Source organism: Cryobacterium sp. CG_9.6 (genome assembly GCF_029893365.1).
Lineage (GTDB): Bacteria > Actinomycetota > Actinomycetes > Actinomycetales > Microbacteriaceae > Cryobacterium.
Genome location: NZ_JARXUZ010000001.1, coordinates 198728 through 218276, shown reverse-complemented (window position 1 = coordinate 218276; position 19549 = coordinate 198728). Strand labels below are relative to the sequence as shown.

General features: G+C 59.3%; 20 protein-coding genes and 2 tRNA genes. 7 read left to right on the top strand and 15 right to left on the bottom strand.

The window, feature by feature from the left end:
- Nucleotides 1–2 precede the first annotated feature (2 nt).
- Nucleotides 3–1706, top strand: coding sequence for a Stk1 family PASTA domain-containing Ser/Thr kinase (gene pknB / locus H4V99_RS01015; RefSeq protein WP_280674736.1), 1704 nt, complete (start codon nt 3–5; stop codon nt 1704–1706).
- Between the two features lie 12 nt (nt 1707–1718).
- Here pknB and H4V99_RS01010 read toward each other — a convergent pair whose 3' ends face one another.
- Genes H4V99_RS01010 through H4V99_RS01000 form a run of 3 tightly spaced genes read right to left on the bottom strand, consistent with a single transcriptional unit; the run spans nt 1719 to nt 3358 of the window.
- Nucleotides 1719–2357, bottom strand: coding sequence for a gamma-glutamyl-gamma-aminobutyrate hydrolase family protein (locus tag H4V99_RS01010; RefSeq protein ID WP_280674734.1), 639 nt, complete (start codon nt 2355–2357; stop codon nt 1719–1721).
- The gene (locus H4V99_RS01005) at nt 2354–2515 is read right to left on the bottom strand and encodes a hypothetical protein (RefSeq protein ID WP_280674732.1); all 162 of its coding nucleotides are present in this window, start codon (nt 2513–2515) and stop codon (nt 2354–2356) included. Before H4V99_RS01005 ends, H4V99_RS01010 begins: the two co-directional genes overlap by 4 nt.
- A gap of 9 nt (nt 2516–2524) precedes the next feature.
- Nucleotides 2525–3358 carry a class E sortase gene (locus H4V99_RS01000; protein WP_280674730.1) on the bottom strand — a complete coding sequence of 278 codons (834 nt, stop codon included), beginning with the start codon at nt 3356–3358 and terminating at the stop codon, nt 2525–2527.
- Between the two features lie 125 nt (nt 3359–3483).
- On the opposite strand from H4V99_RS01000, the gene H4V99_RS00995 reads away from it, so the two are divergent.
- Nucleotides 3484–3729, top strand: coding sequence for a cell division protein CrgA (locus H4V99_RS00995; protein WP_280674728.1), 246 nt, complete (start codon nt 3484–3486; stop codon nt 3727–3729).
- Nucleotides 3730–3818: 89 nt separating this feature from the next.
- Here H4V99_RS00995 and H4V99_RS00990 read toward each other — a convergent pair whose 3' ends face one another.
- The gene (locus H4V99_RS00990) at nt 3819–4502 is read right to left on the bottom strand and encodes a rhomboid family intramembrane serine protease (protein WP_348522346.1); all 684 of its coding nucleotides are present in this window, start codon (nt 4500–4502) and stop codon (nt 3819–3821) included.
- Nucleotides 4503–4666: 164 nt separating this feature from the next.
- The gene (locus H4V99_RS00985) at nt 4667–5206 is read right to left on the bottom strand and encodes a peptidylprolyl isomerase (RefSeq protein WP_280674724.1); all 540 of its coding nucleotides are present in this window, start codon (nt 5204–5206) and stop codon (nt 4667–4669) included.
- 111 nt (nt 5207–5317) lie between these two features.
- On the opposite strand from H4V99_RS00985, the gene H4V99_RS00980 reads away from it, so the two are divergent.
- A complete protein-coding gene (locus H4V99_RS00980) occupies nt 5318–5845 on the top strand; it encodes a hypothetical protein (RefSeq protein WP_280674722.1) in 528 nt (175 codons plus the stop codon).
- A 205-nt stretch (nt 5846–6050) separates the two neighbouring features.
- Here H4V99_RS00980 and H4V99_RS00975 read toward each other — a convergent pair.
- The 10 genes from H4V99_RS00975 to dnaA all read right to left on the bottom strand — a co-directional run bounded on the left by H4V99_RS00975 (nt 6051) and on the right by dnaA (nt 17369).
- A tRNA-Ala gene (locus H4V99_RS00975) sits at nt 6051–6123 on the bottom strand.
- A gap of 56 nt (nt 6124–6179) precedes the next feature.
- Nucleotides 6180–6253: transfer RNA gene (locus H4V99_RS00970), tRNA-Ile, on the bottom strand.
- Nucleotides 6254–6364: 111 nt separating this feature from the next.
- Nucleotides 6365–6769 (bottom strand): DUF3566 domain-containing protein, encoded by a 405-nt coding sequence (locus tag H4V99_RS00965; RefSeq protein ID WP_280674720.1) that lies wholly within the window; start codon nt 6767–6769, stop codon nt 6365–6367.
- Nucleotides 6762–9287, bottom strand: a complete 2526-nt coding sequence (gyrA, locus tag H4V99_RS00960; RefSeq protein ID WP_280679871.1) for a DNA gyrase subunit A — start codon at nt 9285–9287, stop codon at nt 6762–6764. Before gyrA ends, H4V99_RS00965 begins: the two co-directional genes overlap by 8 nt.
- 82 nt (nt 9288–9369) lie before the next feature.
- A complete protein-coding gene (gyrB, locus tag H4V99_RS00955; protein WP_280674718.1) occupies nt 9370–11346 on the bottom strand; it encodes a DNA topoisomerase (ATP-hydrolyzing) subunit B in 1977 nt (658 codons plus the stop codon).
- 120 nt (nt 11347–11466) lie between these two features.
- The gene (locus tag H4V99_RS00950) at nt 11467–11979 is read right to left on the bottom strand and encodes a DciA family protein (protein ID WP_280674716.1); all 513 of its coding nucleotides are present in this window, start codon (nt 11977–11979) and stop codon (nt 11467–11469) included.
- The gene (locus H4V99_RS00945; protein ID WP_280674714.1) at nt 11972–13498 is read right to left on the bottom strand and encodes a DNA replication/repair protein RecF; all 1527 of its coding nucleotides are present in this window, start codon (nt 13496–13498) and stop codon (nt 11972–11974) included. Before H4V99_RS00945 ends, H4V99_RS00950 begins: the two co-directional genes overlap by 8 nt.
- Nucleotides 13499–13503: 5 nt before the next feature.
- Nucleotides 13504–14391, bottom strand: coding sequence for a phosphogluconate dehydrogenase (NAD(+)-dependent, decarboxylating) (gene gnd, locus H4V99_RS00940; RefSeq protein ID WP_280674713.1), 888 nt, complete (start codon nt 14389–14391; stop codon nt 13504–13506).
- A gap of 23 nt (nt 14392–14414) precedes the next feature.
- Nucleotides 14415–15563, bottom strand: a complete 1149-nt coding sequence (gene dnaN / locus H4V99_RS00935) for a DNA polymerase III subunit beta (RefSeq protein ID WP_280674712.1) — start codon at nt 15561–15563, stop codon at nt 14415–14417.
- A 387-nt stretch (nt 15564–15950) separates the two neighbouring features.
- Nucleotides 15951–17369, bottom strand: a complete 1419-nt coding sequence (gene dnaA, locus H4V99_RS00930) for a chromosomal replication initiator protein DnaA (protein WP_280674710.1) — start codon at nt 17367–17369, stop codon at nt 15951–15953.
- 326 nt (nt 17370–17695) lie between these two features.
- On the opposite strand from dnaA, the gene rpmH reads away from it, so the two are divergent.
- From rpmH to yidC, 4 genes are read left to right on the top strand one after another with little or no spacing between them, the layout of a single operon-like run.
- The gene (gene rpmH / locus H4V99_RS00925) at nt 17696–17833 is read left to right on the top strand and encodes a 50S ribosomal protein L34 (protein WP_010204566.1); all 138 of its coding nucleotides are present in this window, start codon (nt 17696–17698) and stop codon (nt 17831–17833) included.
- An 8-nt stretch (nt 17834–17841) separates the two neighbouring features.
- On the top strand, nt 17842–18219 hold the full coding sequence (gene rnpA, locus H4V99_RS00920) for a ribonuclease P protein component (protein WP_280674708.1): 378 nt from the start codon (nt 17842–17844) through the stop codon (nt 18217–18219).
- On the top strand, nt 18216–18527 hold the full coding sequence (gene yidD / locus H4V99_RS00915) for a membrane protein insertion efficiency factor YidD (RefSeq protein ID WP_280674706.1): 312 nt from the start codon (nt 18216–18218) through the stop codon (nt 18525–18527). Before rnpA ends, yidD begins: the two co-directional genes overlap by 4 nt.
- An 8-nt stretch (nt 18528–18535) precedes the next feature.
- A complete protein-coding gene (gene yidC, locus H4V99_RS00910; RefSeq protein WP_280674704.1) occupies nt 18536–19519 on the top strand; it encodes a membrane protein insertase YidC in 984 nt (327 codons plus the stop codon).
- The last annotated feature ends 30 nt before the right edge of the window (nt 19520–19549 follow it).

The window sequence follows — 19549 nt, the reverse complement described above, 5'->3', positions numbered from 1 at the left end:
CAGTGAGTGATGACGGTCGATTGCTAGCTGGTCGCTATCGCGTGGGTGCCCTTATTGGTCGCGGCGGCATGTCCGACGTGCACATTGGCACCGACTCCCGCCTGGGACGCACGGTTGCTATCAAGCTCCTCAAGTCCTCCCTGGCGGCCGACCCGGCATTCCGCACGCGCTTTCGCCAGGAGGCGCAGGCGGCCGCACGCATGGCGCACCCCACGATCGTTCGCGTTTTCGACGCCGGCGAGGAGACCGTAACCGACGAGAGCGGTGAAGTTTCACAGGTTCCCTTCATTGTGATGGAACACGTAGATGGGCGCCTCCTCAAAGACATCATCCGTGAGGGTCCGATCGACTCCGTCGAGTCTGTTCGCATCATCGATGGCGTTCTGACGGCGCTCGAGTACTCCCACCGGGCCGGCGTCGTGCACCGCGACATCAAACCCGGCAACATCATGATCACCAAGGCCGGCCAGGTGAAGGTCATGGACTTCGGAATCGCCCGGGCCATCTCCGACTCGTCAACGACCGTGGCCCAGACCACGGCCATCCTGGGCACAGCATCGTACTTCTCACCCGAGCAGGCCAAGGGCGAGTCAGTGGATGCCCGCACAGACCTTTACTCCACCGGCGTGGTGCTCTTTGAAATGCTCACCGGGCGCACACCGTTCCGCGGAGACACCCCGGTGGCGGTGGCGTACCAGCACGTGAGTGAGAAGCCGGTAAAACCCTCCTCGGTCAATCCCAAGGTCTCCCCCGCCCTCGATTATGTCGTAGCGCGTGCCCTCGCCAAAGACCGCTTCGCGCGCTACCAGAGCGCTGTCGAATTTCGTGCCGACGTGTCGACCGCCGGGCAGGGTCACATTCCCACCGGCCGTTCTGCCGACGATGCGGGCGCCGGCCTCTTTGGTTTGGCCCCCACTCTCGAGTCGGGTTCGGTACTGGCCATCAAGCAGCTCACCGAAGACCCCACCATGGTGCGCACCCAGCGGCGCCCGCCGGTCATGTGGGTCTGGGCCGGCATCGTCGCCGTTGTCATCATTGTCATTTCGGTTATGTTCTGGGTGTACACGCTTACACCGTCCACGGAGATCCCCGACAACTCCCGCCGAATTCCGCTCCTCACCAGCCAAACGTATGACGAAGCCCAAAACATCCTGCTAGATCTCGACCTCGCGGCAACCCAGGCCGAAGAGAGCAGTCCCACGGTTCCTGCTGGCGAGGTCATTCGCACAGTTCCCCCCGTGGGCACCGTTGTCCAGCCTGCCGAGGTCATCAAGGTGTTCGTCTCCACGGGGGCCGTGCCTGTTGCCGTGCCCAACGTGCTCAATCAGCCCATAGCGGATGCCCAAGCGGCCGTGGAGGCCGTAGGTCTGGTCTCCGGGTCGGTCACCACGGAGAACTCCCCCACCGTGGCTCCTGACATCGTGATCAGCACCGACCCCGCACCCGACGCGGCCGAGACCGAAGGGGTCACCGTGAACTTCGTGGTGTCCAGTGGTCTGGTCACGCTCGCCGACATGACGGGGCAGTCGCTCAACGCAGCGTCAGACCTTGTCTCCGGCAGCACGCTGCTCCTCGTCGTCACTGATTCGCAGCCTGATCCCAGTTGCGAGGCGAATTCCGGCTCCCCGCTGGTGACGAGTCAGTCACTGGCCCCCGGTGACGTTCCGCAGAACTCGGAGATCACCTTCACGTACTGCACCGGCTAGCTGTACCAGCCATCAACTCAGACGCAAGAGCGGATGCAGCCCCTTGGCCGTCTCCTTCGCCTCCGGCAGACCGGCGAGAGCGAGCCAGTTACCCACCATGCGGTAGCCGCCCTCGGTGAGCACCGATTCGGGGTGGAACTGCACGCCGAGAATCGGCGCGGACTCGTGTCGCAAGCCCATGATCACGCCCCCCTGAGTGCGACTGGTCACCACGAGGTCGCTCGGAACCGTCGTGTCCACGACCGCGAGCGAGTGATACCGTGTTGCGGTGAACGGCTGCGGAACACCGTCGTAAAAGTCACTGTCATCGTGGGTGATCAGGCTGGTCTTGCCGTGCATGAGCTCTTCGGCGTTGGTGACCGTAGCCCCGAACGCCTCAGCAATGGCCTGATGACCGAGGCACACACCAAACAGCGGCACGCCAGACTCGAGGGCGGCACGCACCATGGCTACCGACACTCCGGCATCCGCTGGCTTACCGGGTCCGGGAGAGAGCAACACCCCGTCGTACTCCGACAGTCGCTCGGCGACCTCACTCACGTCGAAGGCGTCATTGCGCATGACCACGGTCTCTGCGCCGAGCTCCATCAGGTACCCGTTGAGGGTGTACACAAAACTGTCGTAGTTGTCGATGACAAGAATGCGGGTCATGAACTGCCCACCGTCGCTTCCTGGTTGCTTACAAATTGGTCGATATAGGGAAAAACCCACGTGGCGAGGGCATAAAGCGATGCCGCGAGGAGAAGAAGAACCAGGAGCAGGCGAACCCACACCGGTCCCGGAAGAATACGCCAGAGTGCTGCATACATGGGAGCCTCCTAGCCCTGCGCCTGGGCGGCAATGATGGGCGCGAGTTCAGTAGGTGCACCAGCGGATGTCGGTTGCCACGATTCGAAGACGCCGTACGCAATGATGCGCTCGGCTGTGGAGTACAACGGGTTGCAACTCGTGAGGGTGATGATGCGGTCCACAGGCGCCATACCGGGCACGTTGGGCACGGGGGCTAGTACCTCGACCCGGGACGGGGGCACGTACTCCATATCCCGGTAGCGGTAGGTGAAGTACCCGTCAGCGGTCTGCACAAAGATGGCGTCATTCAGCTGCAGTTCATTGATCAGGTGCATACCGCCGCCATAGGCACTGCGGTGCGCTGCTACAGCGAAGTTTCCCACCTCACCCGGCATCTGAGTCTCGGGATAGTGTCCGATGCCGAGGGTGGTGCTGTTGAGCACGTTATGGCCCGTTCCCTGAGCGACCGTGCGGGTGTAGTCAGCACCGTACCTCGGAATATAGAGCACAGCGAAGGGTTGTCCATCGGCCGGAGCGGTACCCACAATCGGTTCACCGTAGTCGGGCGCACCGGTCGACGTGGGCGGGTCGGGCGTCGCATCCTGTTCGCTCTGCTGCCGTGCCTCGTCAATCCAGTTTTGACTGATGTCACTCGCCGCACTGGACTGCTCGTTGGCCATGATCATGTCGTTCCACCACAATTGCCATCCAATAAACAGCATGACCAGAACTCCGGCGGTGACCAACAGTTCACCCACGACCCCCAGGACCGTGACGCTGCGACGAGCGGTTTTGCGCTCCGCGCGTATCGCCCTGCGCCCCGGAACGGACGGTGCGGCGTCGGGTTCCAGGGACTTGGTCACGGTAATGAGTCTATTGAAGTTGTTTGGGAGAGTCCGTTCCTCATCACAGTCTCGGAGAACCCGAAGATTTGCCGGCTTCCGCGTCACCACCACGCGCCACAGGCGATGACGGTAAGATCACACGCATGGCCCGATCGAATCCCCGCACTAAGCCCGCCCGCACCGAGGTTGCCCGCTCGGGCGAGGAAGCTCCGAACGCCGTCTGGTTCAAGCCGGTCATGTTCGGCTTCATGCTCATCGGCCTCGCCTGGATCATCGTCTTCTACGTGAGCCAGAGTCAGCTGCCCATTGCCGCACTGGGATCCTGGAACATTATGGTTGGCTTCGGAATCGCCTTCGTTGGCTTCCTGATGACCACACGCTGGCGCTAATCACCCGTTCCACCCCCGCCACGCGTTGCATCCCGAACGGGTAATGACAACCGTGTAATTATCCCCAGTGTGGATAACCTGTGGATAACTTAAAGCACCACCAGTGCCGTCACTGCGGCCAAGCCGAGTACCAGAGCAGCCACCAGCGGAATCTGTAGCGCCTGGTGCTTGAGCCGGCGTGTTTGCACGAAAATGAGTCCCATCAGGGCTCCGCCGATCAGCCCGCCGAGGTGTGCTTGCCAGGCAATATTCAACCCGGGGATGAACCCGATGACGAAGTTGATGCCCAGCAACACCAGAAGCTGTGTGGAGTTACCACCCAGGCGTCGCTGAATCACCAGGTACGCGCCCAGGAGGCCAAAGATGGCTCCTGAGGCTCCCACAACGACGGTGGTGGGGGAGGAGAGCAGGAGAACGCCCAGTGAGCCCGCAAAACCGCTCACAAGGTACAGCGCCAGGAAGCGGATGCGACCCAGTAGGTCCTCAAGAATCGGGCCGAAGATCCACAGCATGTACATGTTGAGCAGAATGTGAAAAATGAATCCCTGCGAGTGCAAGAACACGCTGGTGATCATGCGCCACGGCTCAAAGACGGTGAGAGCCGGCATATACGCGAAGTTCTGGTAAATGTTGAGGCCAGGAATCCACTGCAGGACAAAGACGAAGACCGTGACGGCGATCAGAGCATACGTCACGGTGGGCCTACCCGCGCCCGTGAGGCGCGTGAGCAGCGCAGGCTTCGTGCGGGGAGCGTTCTTACGCTGCTCCTTCATGCATTCGGGACAGACGACTCCAACGGCCGCCTGCGTTTGACATTCCGGACAAATCGTCCGGCCACAACGCTGACACAAAATGAAGCTCTGCCGCCCCGGGTGGCGGTAACACGTATTCGCCGCCGAGGCAGGCAGATCGCTCATCTGTGTAGGGACTGCTCTGCTTAGACGGACTCGACGGTGACACTCTCGATGACAACGTCCTCAAGCGGACGGTCGCGGCCATCCGTTGCGACGGTCGCGAGCTTCGCAACGATGGCACGGGAGTCCTCGTCCTCAACGGCACCGAAGATGGTGTGCTTGCCCTGCAGCCAGGTCGTGGGAACGACCGTGATGAAGAACTGTGAACCGTTGGTTCCGTGGCCACCCTGAATGCCAGCGTTCGCCATTGCCAGAACATACGGCTGGGTGAAGTCGAGGTCGGGGCTGATCTCGTCATCGAACTGGAATCCGGGGCCACCGGTTCCCTGGCCGAGCGGGTCGCCGGCCTGGATCATGAAGTCCTTGATGATGCGGTGGAAGATCGTTCCGTCATAGAGAGGAGTGGTGGACGAGACGCCCGTGGCCGGGTGCTTCCACTCAATCTCGCCGGTAGCGAGACCAACAAAGTTTTTCACCGTCTTGGGCGCGTGATTGCCGAAGAGGTTGACCTTGATGGGTCCGAGGGTGGTGTTTAGGGTGGCTACAGCCGTGTGCTTAGACATGCTGACAATTCTTGCACAGGCAAATTGCCGGATTCGGATACGCAGAGCGCTCCCAGTCGATTCAGTGGCAAGATGGACGTATTCGCCGTACGACAACAATGAAGGGTCCAGATGAGCCTGTCACGCAAGCGCCGCAAGGAACTCATTCGGCTTCGCAAGAGCGCAGACGAACTATGGAGCCACCAGGCAGAAGTCTTGGAACGCGCCAACGCCATCGCACGAGAGGCGGGCCAGCAAGCCGGCCTGCTCACTCGGGAAGAAGTCGTTCCCCGCGTTCGTGAAAGTTACGATCACTACGTGCGTCCACGCGTTGACGCAACACAACAACTTGCCACGGAAGTGAAGCGTGCCGTCGTGCACGACGTTCTTCCTGGGATTGGCACCGCTATTGGAACGGTTATGTCCGTCGGTGACGTTGCTCGCGACGCCCGCGTTCGTGCCGCCCTCGGCCGTATTCACCTGCAGAAGCCCATTGTGGTCAAGCAGAAGACCACCGGAGCAGCAACCTACGTTGCCATTGGTCTGGCCATCGCGGCAGCCGTTGGAGTTGCCTACGCCGTGTGGCAGACGTTCCGCGCCGACGACGAGCTGTGGGTTTCCGACGAGGAAACCGAGTCGAACAGTACCCGCGAGGCCTGATCACACAAAAGGCCTGAGCCCATAAAGGGCCTGAGCGCCTCACCAGCTCACGTAAGGCCCACATCCGTCACTCGGATGTGGGCCGTCACTCGTTAAGGCTGTAGAACGCCAGCAGGCCCTGCAGGGCCTGCTTGCGGAACGTGGTTGCCAGCCCCCAACGAAAAAATGCCTGTCCACCGAAGTGAACAGGCATTTATCTTTCCTGTGGAGCCACGGGGAATCGAACCCCGGACCTCCTGCTTGCAAAGCAGGCGCTCTACCAATTGAGCTATGGCCCCGAAAAGACGAGAATCTTCAGGAAAAACCTATTTCTGAAGAAAGAAAACAACGTGCGTGGGGATACCGGGATTTGAACCTGGGACCTCTTCATTATCAGTGAAGCGCTCTAACCAACTGAGCTATATCCCCCTGTTGGGCAGATTTGAGACTATCGGAATCTGCCCGATTCCTGAAATCGAGCGGAACATCCGCGCGTGTCAGAAAGTCAACGACTAGTTATGCACCTGTGGTGAGTGACACCTAGTTGTTGGTGAAGCCCACGAGCAAGCCGCCGGTGATTTTCACGCTGAGGTTATAGAGTACCGCATAAATTGCACCGAGCGCCGTGATCACGACCGTGTTGAGAATGGCGACGACCACAGCAAAGCCCATCACGTTGCCCACGGACAGAATGCTCAACAGGTCAGCCGAGGCGCCCGAGATGTCGGTGTACAGCGTGTTCACCTTGTCGAGGATCTGAGTCTGCGCCAGCACGGTATAGATGAGGAATGAGGCCACGATGGTGACCACCGCGAGGCACAGGGCCACCAGGAAGGACAGTTTGACGGCCGACCAGAAGTCGATGTAGACCAGTTTGAGTCGAACCTGCTTCGTCGACGGTCGCCGATTCGATTTCTTGGCTAGTTTTTCCGCAACGCTACTCATCTGGTGATTCTACTTTCCCCGAATCATCGTTCGGTGCTGCAGTGTCAGGTGTGACTTCGGATTCTTCCACAACAAGATTACGCTCACTGTTCTTGGCGATGGAAATGATTCTGTCTTCCGTCGCAAACTTTGCGAAGACAACGCCCATTGTGTCTCGACCCTTGGCCGGAACCTCCGCGACGTCAGAGCGTACCACCTTGCCACTGGCAAGAACCACGAGCACCTCGTCCTCGGCATTCACAATCAGTGAACCAACCAGATCGCCACGGTCCACGTTGAGCTTGGCCACCTTGATGCCCAGACCACCGCGATTCTGCAGTCGATACTGGTCGGCCGCGGTGCGCTTGGCGTAGCCACCCTCGGTCACGACAAAGACAAAGCCATCATCGTCGATCACGGATGCATCGAGCAGGGTGTCCTCGCCGCGGAAGTGCATTCCGATGACACCGGATGTGCTGCGGCCCATGGGACGCAGGGCTTCATCGCTCGCTCGAAAACGGATCGACATGCCCTTGTGGGACACGAGCAGCAGGTCGGAATCATCGTTGACGAGCAGTGCGGAGACGAGCTCGTCACCCTCGCGCAGCTTGATCGCAATAATGCCACCGGTACGGTTGGTGTCGTACTCGCTCAGGGCGGTCTTCTTGATTAGCCCATCGCGGGTGGCGAGGGTGAGGTACTGGGCAACTCCGTAGTCGCGAATGTCAAGAATCTGCGCGATTTCCTCACCCGGCTGCAGGGCGAGCAGATTCGCAACGTGCTGACCCTTGGCATCGCGTCCCGACTCCTGCGCCTCGTACGCCTTGGCACGGTAGACGCGCCCGGTGTTGGTGAAGAACAACAGCCAATGGTGGGTCGTGGTCACGAAGAAGTGTTCGACAACGTCATCGGCACGCAGCTGCGCACCCTTGACGCCCTTGCCACCACGGTGCTGGTTGCGGTAGTTATCGCTGCGGGTGCGCTTGATGTAGCCACCGCGGGTAACCGTCACCACCATCTCCTCTTCAGGGATGAGGTCTTCGACCGACATATCGCCATCGAACCCGAACATGATTTCGGTACGACGGTCATCACCGAACTTGTCGGTAATCGCGGCCAGCTCTTCCTTGATGATGGTGCGCTGACGCTCCGGGCTTGCCAGAATCGCCTTGAATTCAGCGATTTGAAGTTCGAGCTCGGCGGCCTGATCAATGATCTTCTGACGTTCCAGTGCGGCGAGACGGCGCAGCTGCATGGTGAGGATCGCATCGGCCTGCAGCTTGTCCACGTCGAGCAGGGCCATCAGGCCTTCACGCGCGTCATCAACAGTGTTGGACCGACGGATGAGGGCAATCACTTCGTCGAGGGCGTCCAGGGCTTTCAGATAACCGCGCAGAATGTGCGCCTCAGCCTCTGCCTTGTTGAGGCGGAACTGGGTGCGCCGAACAATGACCTCGATCTGGTGTGCAACCCAGGCGGAGATGAAGCCATCGATAGCGAGCGTGCGCGGCACGCCGTCAACGATAGCGAGCATGTTCGCGCCGAAGTTCTCCTGCAGCTGCGTGTGCTTATAGAGGTTGTTGAGCACAACCTTGGCCACGGCATCGCGCTTCAACACGATCACGAGGCGCTGGCCGGTGCGACCACTGGTCTCGTCACGAATATCGGCAATGCCGGTGATCTTGGCGTCCTTCACCAGATCAGCGATCTTGATGGCAAGGTTGTCGGGGTTCACCTGGTACGGCAGTTCGGTGATCACGAGGCAGGTGCGACCCTGCAGTTCTTCGATACTCACAACGGCACGCATCGTGATGGAACCACGGCCCGTGCGATAGGCATCCTGAATGCCCTTTACGCCCAGGATCTGTGCGCCGGTGGGGAAGTCCGGGCCCTTGATGCGCTGAATGAGCGCTTCGAGGAGTTCCTCGCGGCTGGCTTCGGGGTTGTCGAGGTACCACTGGGCGCCCGAGGCGACCTCGCGCAGGTTGTGCGGGGGGATGTTGGTGGCCATACCCACCGCGATACCGACCGAGCCATTGACCAGCAGGTTCGGGAAGCGCGCGGGCAGCACCGTTGGCTCCAGTGTGCGGCCGTCGTAGTTGTCCTGAAAATCGACGGTGTCCTCGTCGATGTCGCGAACCATTTCGAGGGCGAGCGGCGCCATCTTTGTTTCGGTGTATCGGGGCGCAGCAGCGCCGTCGTTGCCGGGGGAGCCAAAGTTCCCCTGGCCGAGGGCGAGGGGGTAACGCAAGCTCCAGGGCTGCACGAGACGCACAAGGGCGTCGTAGATGGACGAGTCACCGTGCGGGTGGAACTGGCCCATCACGTCGCCGACGACACGAGCACACTTGGAGAAGGCCTTGTCGGGGCGGTAGCCACCATCGAACATGGCGTAGATCACACGGCGGTGCACGGGCTTCATGCCGTCACGAACGTCCGGCAGTGCGCGGCCCACGATGACGCTCATGGCGTAGTCGAGGTAGGACCGCTGCATCTCCAGCTGGAGATCCACCTGATCGATTTTGCCGTGGCGAGTCAGGTGCGCGGCCGCAGCCGCGGCATCCGCTGCCTCAACCGTGTTACCGGGCTCAGAACTCGCACCCGTGGGGAGGTTGGTGTCATCAGATGTCAAGGAAACGCACGTCCTTCGCGTTCTTCTGGATGAAGTTACGTCGGGATTCGACGTCTTCGCCCATCAGGGTGGAGAAAATTTCGTCGGCAGCGGCAGCGTCATCAAGCGTGACCTGCAGCAGGGTGCGGGACTCGGGTGCCATCGTGGTTTCCCACAGCTCCTTGTAGTCCATCTCGCCGAGACCCTTGTAGCGCTGGATTCCGTTGTCCTTGGGGATGCGCTTCCCGGAGGCAGCACCATCGGCCAGGAGTGCGTCGCGCTCACGGTCGGAGTACACATACTCGTGCGGTGCGTTTGCCCACTTGAGTCGGTACAGCGGCGGTTGCGCGAGGTACACGTACCCGAGGTCGATCAGAGGGCGCATGTAGCGGAAGAGCAGCGTCAGCAGCAGGGTCGTGATGTGCTGGCCGTCAACATCAGCATCGGCCATCAGCACGATTTTGTGGTAGCGCACCTTGTCGGGGTTGAAGTCCTCGCCGATGCCGGCACCGAAGGCCGTGATCATGGCCTGAACCTCGTTATTGCCGAGGGCGCGATCGAGACGCGCCTTCTCCACGTTGAGGATCTTGCCACGCAGAGGCAGGATGGCCTGCGTCTCGGGGTTACGTCCCTGAACAGCCGAGCCGCCGGCTGAGTCACCCTCAACGATGAAGATCTCGGAGAGAGAGGGGTCTTTGCTCTGGCAATCTTTGAGCTTGCCGGGCATGCCGCCACCCTCAAGGAGGCCCTTGCGGCGCGCGGTCTCACGCGCCTTACGAGCCGCCATGCGGGCGTTGCTCGCCTGGAGCGCCTTACGAATGATCTCCCGTGCGGGATTGGGATTCATGTTGAACCAGTGCGCCAGCTGTTCTCCGGCCACACGCTGCACGAACGTCTTCGCTTCAGTGTTACCCAGCTTGGTCTTTGTCTGGCCCTCGAACTGCGGCTCAGCGAGCTTGATCGACACCACGGCAGTCAGGCCTTCGCGCACGTCGTCACCGGTGAGGTTGTCATCCTTTTCTTTCAGGATGCCCTTCTCACGCGCGTACTTGTTCACGAGGGTGGTGAGAGCGGAACGGAAGCCCTCTTCGTGCGTGCCACCCTCGTGGGTGTTGATGGTGTTCGCGTAGGTGTGCACACTTTCGGTGTACGCCGTGGTCCACTGCATGGCCACTTCCAACGCCATCTTCTTGTCGTTGTCCTCCCACTCAAAGGAGATGATGTCGTCGTTGACGAGTTCGGCCTTTTTGGAGCGGTTGAGGTACTGCACGTAGTCAACGAGACCCTGCTCGTACATGAATGAATTCGTGACGGCGACACCGTTGTCGTCTTCGTGACCCGCGCGCTCGTCGGTGAGCTTGAGGTGCAGACCCTTGTTCAAAAACGCCATCTGCTGGAATCGTGCTCGCAGCGTCTCGTAGTCAAATTCCGTGGTCTCAAACGTTTCGGCGCTCGGCCAGAATGTGATGGTTGTTCCGGTTTCGCCTGATTCCTCACCCTTAGCCAGGGGAGCGTTCGGAACGCCGTCGGCAAACGACTGCCGCCACACGTGGCCCTGTCGACGCACCTCAACCTCGAGGCGCGACGAGAGCGCATTCACGACGGAGCTACCCACGCCGTGCAGTCCACCAGAAACCGAGTAGCCGCCGCCACCAAACTTTCCACCGGCGTGCAGAACGGTGAGTACGACCTCAACGGTCGAGCGTCCCTCTGTGCGGTGAATGTCAACCGGAATACCGCGGCCGTTGTCTTCAACACGGACTGCGCCGTCGGCAAGGATGCGAATGTCGATCAGGTCGCAGTGTCCAGCGAGAGCTTCGTCGACAGAGTTGTCAACAATTTCGTAGACGAGATGATGAAGACCACGGGGCCCAGTGGAACCGATGTACATTCCCGGGCGCTTGCGAACGGCTTCAAGCCCTTCGAGAACCTGGATGTCGTCGGCACCATATTCGTGCTCCGGCACGGGCGTAGATTCAACTGTCATGTGAAATTTGGCTCCTGACCATCGCACGGGCGACCATTCAGTTTACCAAACGGGGCGTGATGTCCGGTCCAATATCGCCGTTTGACGGCTTTTTTTCGATCGGAGACCTAATTTGTTGGGTTACCCGTAGGTATCGCGCGGACCACGCCCTGGAATTGATCTGGGACCCTTTTTCCAGGATGGCGCGTTGGGTCCTTGGAAACGGATCGACTCGATACCCGCATCGGGATACTTGTTGGCGATATGGTTCATGATTTCATTGCGCATCAGCCGAAGTTGCGTCGCCCAGGCCGTCGACTCACAGTGCACGGTGAGCACTCCCTCGTCGATACCGGCCGGATTGGAGTGTCTGGCCGTCTCTTCACCCGCAAGTTCTGACCATGATGCGAGGAGCTCGGACTGGGCAAGCGGCGAATTCCACCCGAGTTGCATGGTGAGGGAATTGATCGTGTCGCCGATTCCCCGCGGATCCCGTCCCACACCATAGGGAACGCTCGACCCCTGCTCGTCTCGCAGTCGGCGCTTACCTCGGCTCCGCCGAGCATTTGGATCGCCAAAAATATTTTTAAATCTGAGGAAGACCTGCGCCGCTTCACTGAGATGGCGTTCGGGCGGGTCGATCGGCTCAGGCATCGACGACGGCACCGCCTCGAATATGAATCGTGTGGGCCGTGAATGCCTCGGGAACATCGTCCAGCACCGCAGCCGTAATCAGAACCTGCTCGTACTCACTGATGGCCTCGGCCAGACGACGCCGACGCGACTGATCGAGCTCGGCGAACACGTCGTCGAGAATCAAAACGGGGTCGCCGGTGGCTGAATCACGACGCAATAGCTCAGCGGATGCAAGTTTCAGCGACAGTGCGAATGACCACGATTCTCCGTGGCTGGCGTAGCCCTTGGCCGGCAGATCATTGAGGATGAAAATCAGATCGTCCCGGTGCGGACCCACGAGTGTGATTCCGCGTTCCAGTTCTTTGCCGCGAACTCCGGCCAACGCTTCCCGAAAAGCTTCCCGCGTCCCGTCTCGCCCGCTCCACCCCGCCTCACCGTCGCCGGTCGCCGCGGCCCCACTACTCGAGCCGCCCTCGCCGCTCGAGACCCCGCGAGCCGCATCATCACTTACAACGCCAGCCCCAGCCGTTGTTTCACGCGCCCCTACCCCCTGCGACGCCCCCATTTCGCTGGTCGAGCTTGTCGAGACCCCTCGCCCACCCGAGACACCGCGTGCAGAAACCCCCGCGTCACCGTCTGCGGTCGCCGCGGCCCCACTACTCGAGCCGCCCTCGCCGCTCGAGACCCCGCGAACCGCATCATCACTCACAGCGCCGGCCCCAACCGTAGTCTCACGCGCCTCTATCCCCTGCGACGCCCCCATTTCGCTGGTCGAGCTTGTCGAGACCCCTCGCCCACCTGGGACACCGCGTGCAGAAACCCCCGCGTCACCGTCTGCGCCAAACACGCTCAGCAACTCCACAAGCTGGGGGCCGTGATCATCCCCAACTACCGCACGATAGGCAGCGCGCAGAGGTTCACCGAGTAACCAAACCAGCTCGCTGCGCGCGTCAATGATCTCCGAGCCCAGCCCAATCAGCCGCTCATCCCAGATGTCAAGAGTGCTCAATTGATTCTGCTTGGCCATAGAACCACGGGCCGACTTCAACAGGCTGTTTCGTTGCTTCAATACACGTTCATAGTCGGCAATCACGCCCGACATTCTGGGGGAGCGCAGCACGAGCAGCTGGTCCAGAAACCGGCGCCGCCCCGACGGGTCGCCGCGAACCAGCGCGAGATCCTCAGGGGCAAAAACAACACTGGAAAAATACCGCGGAAGATCCCGGGTGCGAATCGCTGACCGGTTTACCTGTGCCCGATTGAGTCCAACGCGGTTGAGTTGCACCTCTGTCAGGATCTCGCGCCCGTTGTATTCGAGGCGGGCGCGAATGATTGCTGACGGTTGCCCGGCCCTGATCATGGCCTTGTCATCGGAGACCCGGTGGGAGCCCAGCGTGCTGAGATAGCCGAGGGCTTCCACCAGGTTGGTCTTACCCTGCCCGTTGCGACCCACGATGAGGTTGGCTCCCGCGCGAAGGGGAACCTCTGCTTCCGTGTAATTACGAAAGTCAGTCAGCGACAGGTGGGTAACGCGCACTCAGATCAGTCGGCCTTCTTGACGGCGTGCCCGCCGAACTGGTTGCGCAGCGCAGCGACGGCCTTCATTGCGGGGGAGTCCTCCTGACGCGACGCGAACCGCGCGAAGATTGCCGCACTCATGGCGGGAACGGGAACAGCGTTCGACAGCGCTTCCTCGATGGTCCAGCGACCCTCTCCGGAATCATCGACAAATCCTTCGATGCTCTCCAGCGCAGGGTCGTCTTCCAGCGCATTCACGAGCAGTTCAAGTAGCCAGGACCGCACGACCGTGCCGCGCTGCCACGACTTGAACGTTCCGGTGACATCCTTAATGAGGTCGCTGCGCTTCGCGAGCATCTCATACCCCTCGGCGTACCCCTGCATGAGGGCGTATTCGATTCCGTTGTGCACCATTTTCGCGTAGTGACCGGCACCGATTTCGCCGGCGTGCACGAAGCTTTCGTCGCGCGGACCTTCGGGGCGCAACGCATCAAAAACAGGCATTGCCCGTTCGACCTGATCTGCGTGGCCACCGACCATCAGGCCATAACCGTTTTCCACACCCCACACGCCACCGGAGACACCAACGTCAATGTAATTGATGCCTTTCTCCGCCAGCAGAGCGGCGTGGGTGAAGTCATCGGTGAAGCGTGAGTTGCCACCATCCACAACAAGATCGCCGGCGTCGAGCTTCTCCGAGAGTTCCGCGATGACGGAATCGGTGATGGCACCGGACGGAACCATGACCCAGACCAGGCGAGGAGCGGGAAGCGCCGCGATCAGGTCCGACGTGGATGCGACATCCGTTACGTCGGGGTTACGGTCATATCCCGTGACCTCAATGCCCTTGTTACGTAGGCGGTCGCGCATGTTCGCGCCCATTTTGCCCAGACCAATAATTCCAATGTGCATGGTGTTCTCCGTGATTGTGACGACTAGCGCAACAGCAAATTAGGCTGCAGCAGGTACTTGTAGCTGTCGGCACCGGACTGTTCACGCGAGGTTTGACTCGTAATAAGAACAGGGCCAGGCTTGTTCGGGTTTTCGGTCTTCGTGAACGAAATTCGTACAAATTCGGAGTGCACCGCTCCCAGGCCATCGAGCAGGAACTGGGGCTTGAGTGACACGACGGTGTCACTACCGGAGAGGATTGCGTCGATGGATTCCGAGGCTTGTGCCTGTTCGGAGCCGACTGCTTCAAGGGTAAGCCCGTCAGCTGTGAAGGTAAACCGAAGTGCTGCTTCGCGCTCCAGAACGAGCTGCACGCGTCGTGTCGCCTCAATCAACTCTGCGGTGTTCATTACGGCGTAGTTATCCACGGCCGTGGGGAACAAGCGGCGCACGGGAGGAAAATTCCCCTTGATCAGCAGGGATGTCACGGTCTTCTTGTTCGCCGTGAAGGCGATCAGTTCCCGGTCGTCACTGTTGGTGATGGAGACCGAAATTGTGCCGCTGTGGCCGAAGGTCTTACCAACCTCCTGAAGTGTTCGGGCAGGTACGAGTGCAGTGATGGTTCCCTGGCCGGCGTTGCTACCCGGATCCCAATCGATGCTGCGCACCGCGACCCGGTATCGGTCTGTAGCCACGAGGCTCAGGCTGTTTTCGGTCACTTCAAGCTGAACGCCGGTGATCACCGGCGTGACGTCGTCACGCGATGCCGCCACGGCTACCTGAGCGACTGCTGCCGCGAATTCCTCAGCCGGAACAAGCCCAGATTCGGCGCTGATCTGGGGAATGCTCGGGTATTCCTCAACAGGCATAGACAACAGGGTGAAGCTTGCGGACCCGCAGCTCACCTTGATGCGCGAGTTTTCTGTGCTGAAACGAACGGGAGCGTTCGGCAAACGACTTGCGATCTCGGCAAGGAGTCGCCCGGACACAAGCACCTTGCCTGTCTCTTCAACGTCTGCAGCGATTTCGGTCTGCGCAGAAACCTCGTAGTCAAACGACGACAGGACCAGTCCATTTTCGGTGGCCTCGATGAGCACGCCGCTCAAGATCGGGAGCGTCGTTCGTTGCGGCAGAAGCTTCACAGCGAATGACACAGCTTCACTGAAGACATCACGGTTGGCCTGAAATCTCACGAAGGGGCTCCTGTTCGATGAAAGGCCGGGAGTGGCACGGGTATTTTGCGGGGTGGGCCTCAACCCTAGCCCGGTTCTGAGAGCGTGCGTGGATGCGCCCGCCAGCTCTTCAAGGTTGTCGAATGGAGAGAAATTTAAGTTAAACGTTAATGTTCTTAACCGCTGTGGAAACTGTGGATAACTCTGTGGATCTCTGTTAAACGCTGGGAACTACACGAATGTAACTTGTTGGCAGCTTGTGGAGAAGTTAACTAAAGCTGGGCGCCAGCGATGTTAAGTTATTTGGAGTTTCCACAGGCCCATGCCGTGTTTCAACAGGGTTTCACACGTTTAAGAGTTAAATTCCACAGGGTTATACACAGGTGTGAAAGTGGAAAAAATCACTTTCTACTTGTATCGGTGGTCCTGTTTGATGCGGTTAGTCAGTTCAGTGACCTGGTTGTAGATCGAGCGACGTTCTTTCATCAGCTCGCTGATTTTCTTGTTCGCGTACATCACGGTGGTGTGGTCGCGGTTACCAAAGAGCTGTCCGATCTTGGGCAGTGACAGGTTTGTCAGCTCTCGACACAGGTACATAGCAATCTGGCGGGCAGTGGCAATGGCCTGGCTGCGAGATGATCCGTAGAGGTCATCCACGGAAAGCTTGAAGTAGTTCGCAGTATTCGTGATGATGTCCACCGGAGCAATGACGTTGTCATCGTCCAGGGTGATCAGGTCCTTCAGCACGGTCTGAACAAGTTCCATATTCACCGGGGTGCGGTTCAGGCTGGCAAACGCGGTGACCCGAATAAGGGTTCCCTCGAGCTCACGAATATTGGACGAGACCTTAGAGGCCATGAATTCCAGGATGTCGTGGGGTACCTGAAGCTTTTCGCTCTGCGCCTTCTTGCGCAAAATGGCGATGCGAGTCTCGAGGTCGGGAGCCTGGACATCCGTTATCAGGCCCCACTCAAAGCGCGACCGCATGCGATCTTCAAATCCGGTGAGGTGTTTTGGCGGGAGGTCACTAGTGATGACCACCTGCTTGTTGTGGTCATGCAGGGTGTTGAAGGTGTGGAAGAAGGCTTCCTGGGTCTCGGCTTTCCCCTGAAGGAACTGAATGTCGTCAATCATCAAGATGTCGATGTTTCGATACCGGGCCTGAAATGCCGAGCCGCGGTTATTGGCGATCGAGTTGATGAAATCGTTGGTGAACTCTTCGCTACTTACGTAGCGAACACGGATCCCGGGGTAAAGGCTCATTGCATAGTGGCCGATGGCGTGCAGGAGATGAGTTTTTCCGAGGCCGGACGAGCCGTAAACGAAGAGCGGGTTGTAGGCCTTGGCCGGGGCTTCGGCCACAGCAACAGCCGCCGCGTGTGCAAACCGGTTGGACTGCCCGATCACGAAATTGTCGAAACTATATTTCGGGTTCAGCCGAGTTTCGTGCGCGGGGGCCGGCGCCGCGCCCTCAAAGACGGATTGCGACGACGCGGTGGTCGTTGTATCGGGCGGAGTTGATGCCTGGTGCAGCGGGCGGAGCGATTCCTGCTCGAGTTCCGGATTCACCACGACGTAGAACGTGGAGACGGCGCTGGACTCGTCGAGCTGGCCCATCGCAGTGAGGAGGGGGACACGCATCCGCTGATTGAGCATGCTCGCGGTGAATTCGTTGGGAACTTCAAGATAGAAAGTCCCGGCTGCGATGCCCTTTGGTTCTACTAGGCTCAAAAAGCCGTAGAGCATGGGGGTGATGGTGGCATCAGACTCCAATGTGGTGAGTACCGACTGCCACGTCTGGGCAATGGGCTGTTCGCCGTCCGCCATGGTTCCTTCAATCTCTATTTTCGACTTTTCACAAAGTTATCCACCACCTGTGTGTAAAAACAGTGCAAATCTCAGGAATAGTGCACAGGCTGTGGATAACTTCTCCTCACGGTAGCCAATCCCGGTCACTGAGGCCAATTCAGCTCTGTAATTCCGTGATTAGGCTGTGCATATTATTGTGGAAACTCACGACTTTGTGGTGCTCAGTTTGACCAAAGTTGGTCGAGGCCGTAGTTTTAATCAGTTGACCCCATCCCGTGGGCTACAGACTTCTTTCGCAGCCGCTGTTCTGGCCAGCGGAGATCCAATCACGTGGAGATTGAATAATGAGCAAGAGAACGTTCCAGCCGAACAACCGCCGTCGCGCCAAGGTGCACGGATTCCGTTTGCGTATGCGCACCCGTGCGGGTCGCGCTATCCTCGGTGCCCGCCGTCGTAAGGGTCGCACCGAACTCTCCGCCTAGGGTCTCTGATGCTCGCTCACGTGAATCGCATTACGAGGGGGAGCGACTATCAAGGTGTCGTTCGGCGTGGTGTGCGCCGCGTTGGCGCACACACGGTCATATACGTGCGGAAAAACCCTGATGTGCCTGCTGGTGCAGAGGGTGTTCCCGCACGTTTTGGTTTTATCGTGGCGAAAAATGTTGGCAATGCTGTGAAACGAAACAGTGTTCGTCGTCGGCTCAAAGCAGCCAGCTACGACCTGTTGTCTGAGGTTGAGTCCGGCATGGACATTGTGGTGCGGGCGTTGCCGGCAGCTCATGACGCCAGCTGGCTCACTTTGAAGCGCGAACTCGGCACGGTTGTTCGTCAACCCCTTGCCGGTCATCGAGGAACGTCGAAGCGATGAACGTCGTCGTTGCGACCGTGTGGCTCATTCCCCGAAACGTGGGTGTAATTCTCCTTCGCGCCTACCGTGCGTTGATCTCACCGCTTTACGGCAATGTTTGCCGGTATTACCCCTCCTGTTCGGGCTATGCATTGGCCGCTATACAGGAACACGGACTTATTATTGGATCAGTGCTGGCCGCCCGTCGGTTGGCACGATGCCATCCATGGGCCGAAGGTGGAATAGATGATGTTCCTCTCAAACGTAAACGTCGCTATTCCGTGACGTCATTTGGTTTTGTCGTCTTACCAAGCCACGGAAAGGGCTGATCCGAAGTATGGGTTTCATAGATACGATCCTCTGGCCACTCAAATGGGCCGTCGAGCTTCTGCTCGTTACGTTCCATAGTCTGTTCTCTGCCCTGGGTATCCCGAGCATGGGTTACGATGACGGCCTCACTTGGGTGCTGTCTATCGTCGGACTCGTCCTCGTCGTTCGCGCTGCGCTCATCCCCATCTTCGTCAAGCAGATCAAGAGCCAGCGCAAGATGCTCGAGGTTGCGCCGCAGCTCAAGAAGATTCAGGACAAGTACAAGGGCAAGAAAGACCAGTTCTCTCGCGAAGCCATGTCGCGCGAGACGATGGCCATGTACAAGAAGACCGGTACGAACCCGCTGAGCTCCTGTCTGCCGCTCTTGCTGCAGATGCCAATCTTCTTCGCGCTCTTCTCCGTGCTGAACGCCGCACAGAGGTCCAACGCCGGCGTCGGTCCTCTTGATCAGAGCCTGGCCGAGAGCTTTGGTAACGCCACGCTGTTTGGTAACGCACCTTTACACGACACCTTCGCATCCCAGTGGACCAAGATGCTGGCCGGGACGGACTTCAACGGCACGGTCATGATTATTGCCGCCATCATGGTGGTGCTGATGACCGCGTCTCAGTTCATCACGCAGCTGCAGATCGTCTCGAAGAACATGTCTCCGGAGACCAAGGCAAGCCCCATGTTCAAGCAGCAGCGCATCATGCTGTACCTGCTTCCCCTCGTCTTCGCATTCTCCGGTGTCGCGTTCCCACTGGGTGTCATGTTTTACTGGTTGACATCGAACTTCTGGACGATGATTCAGCAGTTCATCGTGATCCGGAACATGCCGACGCCCGGTAGTGAGGCTGCCAAGGCACGCGAAGAGCGTCTTGCCCGTAAGGGAAAACTGTTGGCGACGGATGGCGACATCATTGTCGTAGACGAGCCCAAGAAGCCGATTCAGCGTCAGCAGCCGGTCAGTAAGAACCGTGCCAAGAAGCAAACCGGACCCAAGCAGTAGAGAGAGATGAGACCTCGTGACTGAGAAGCT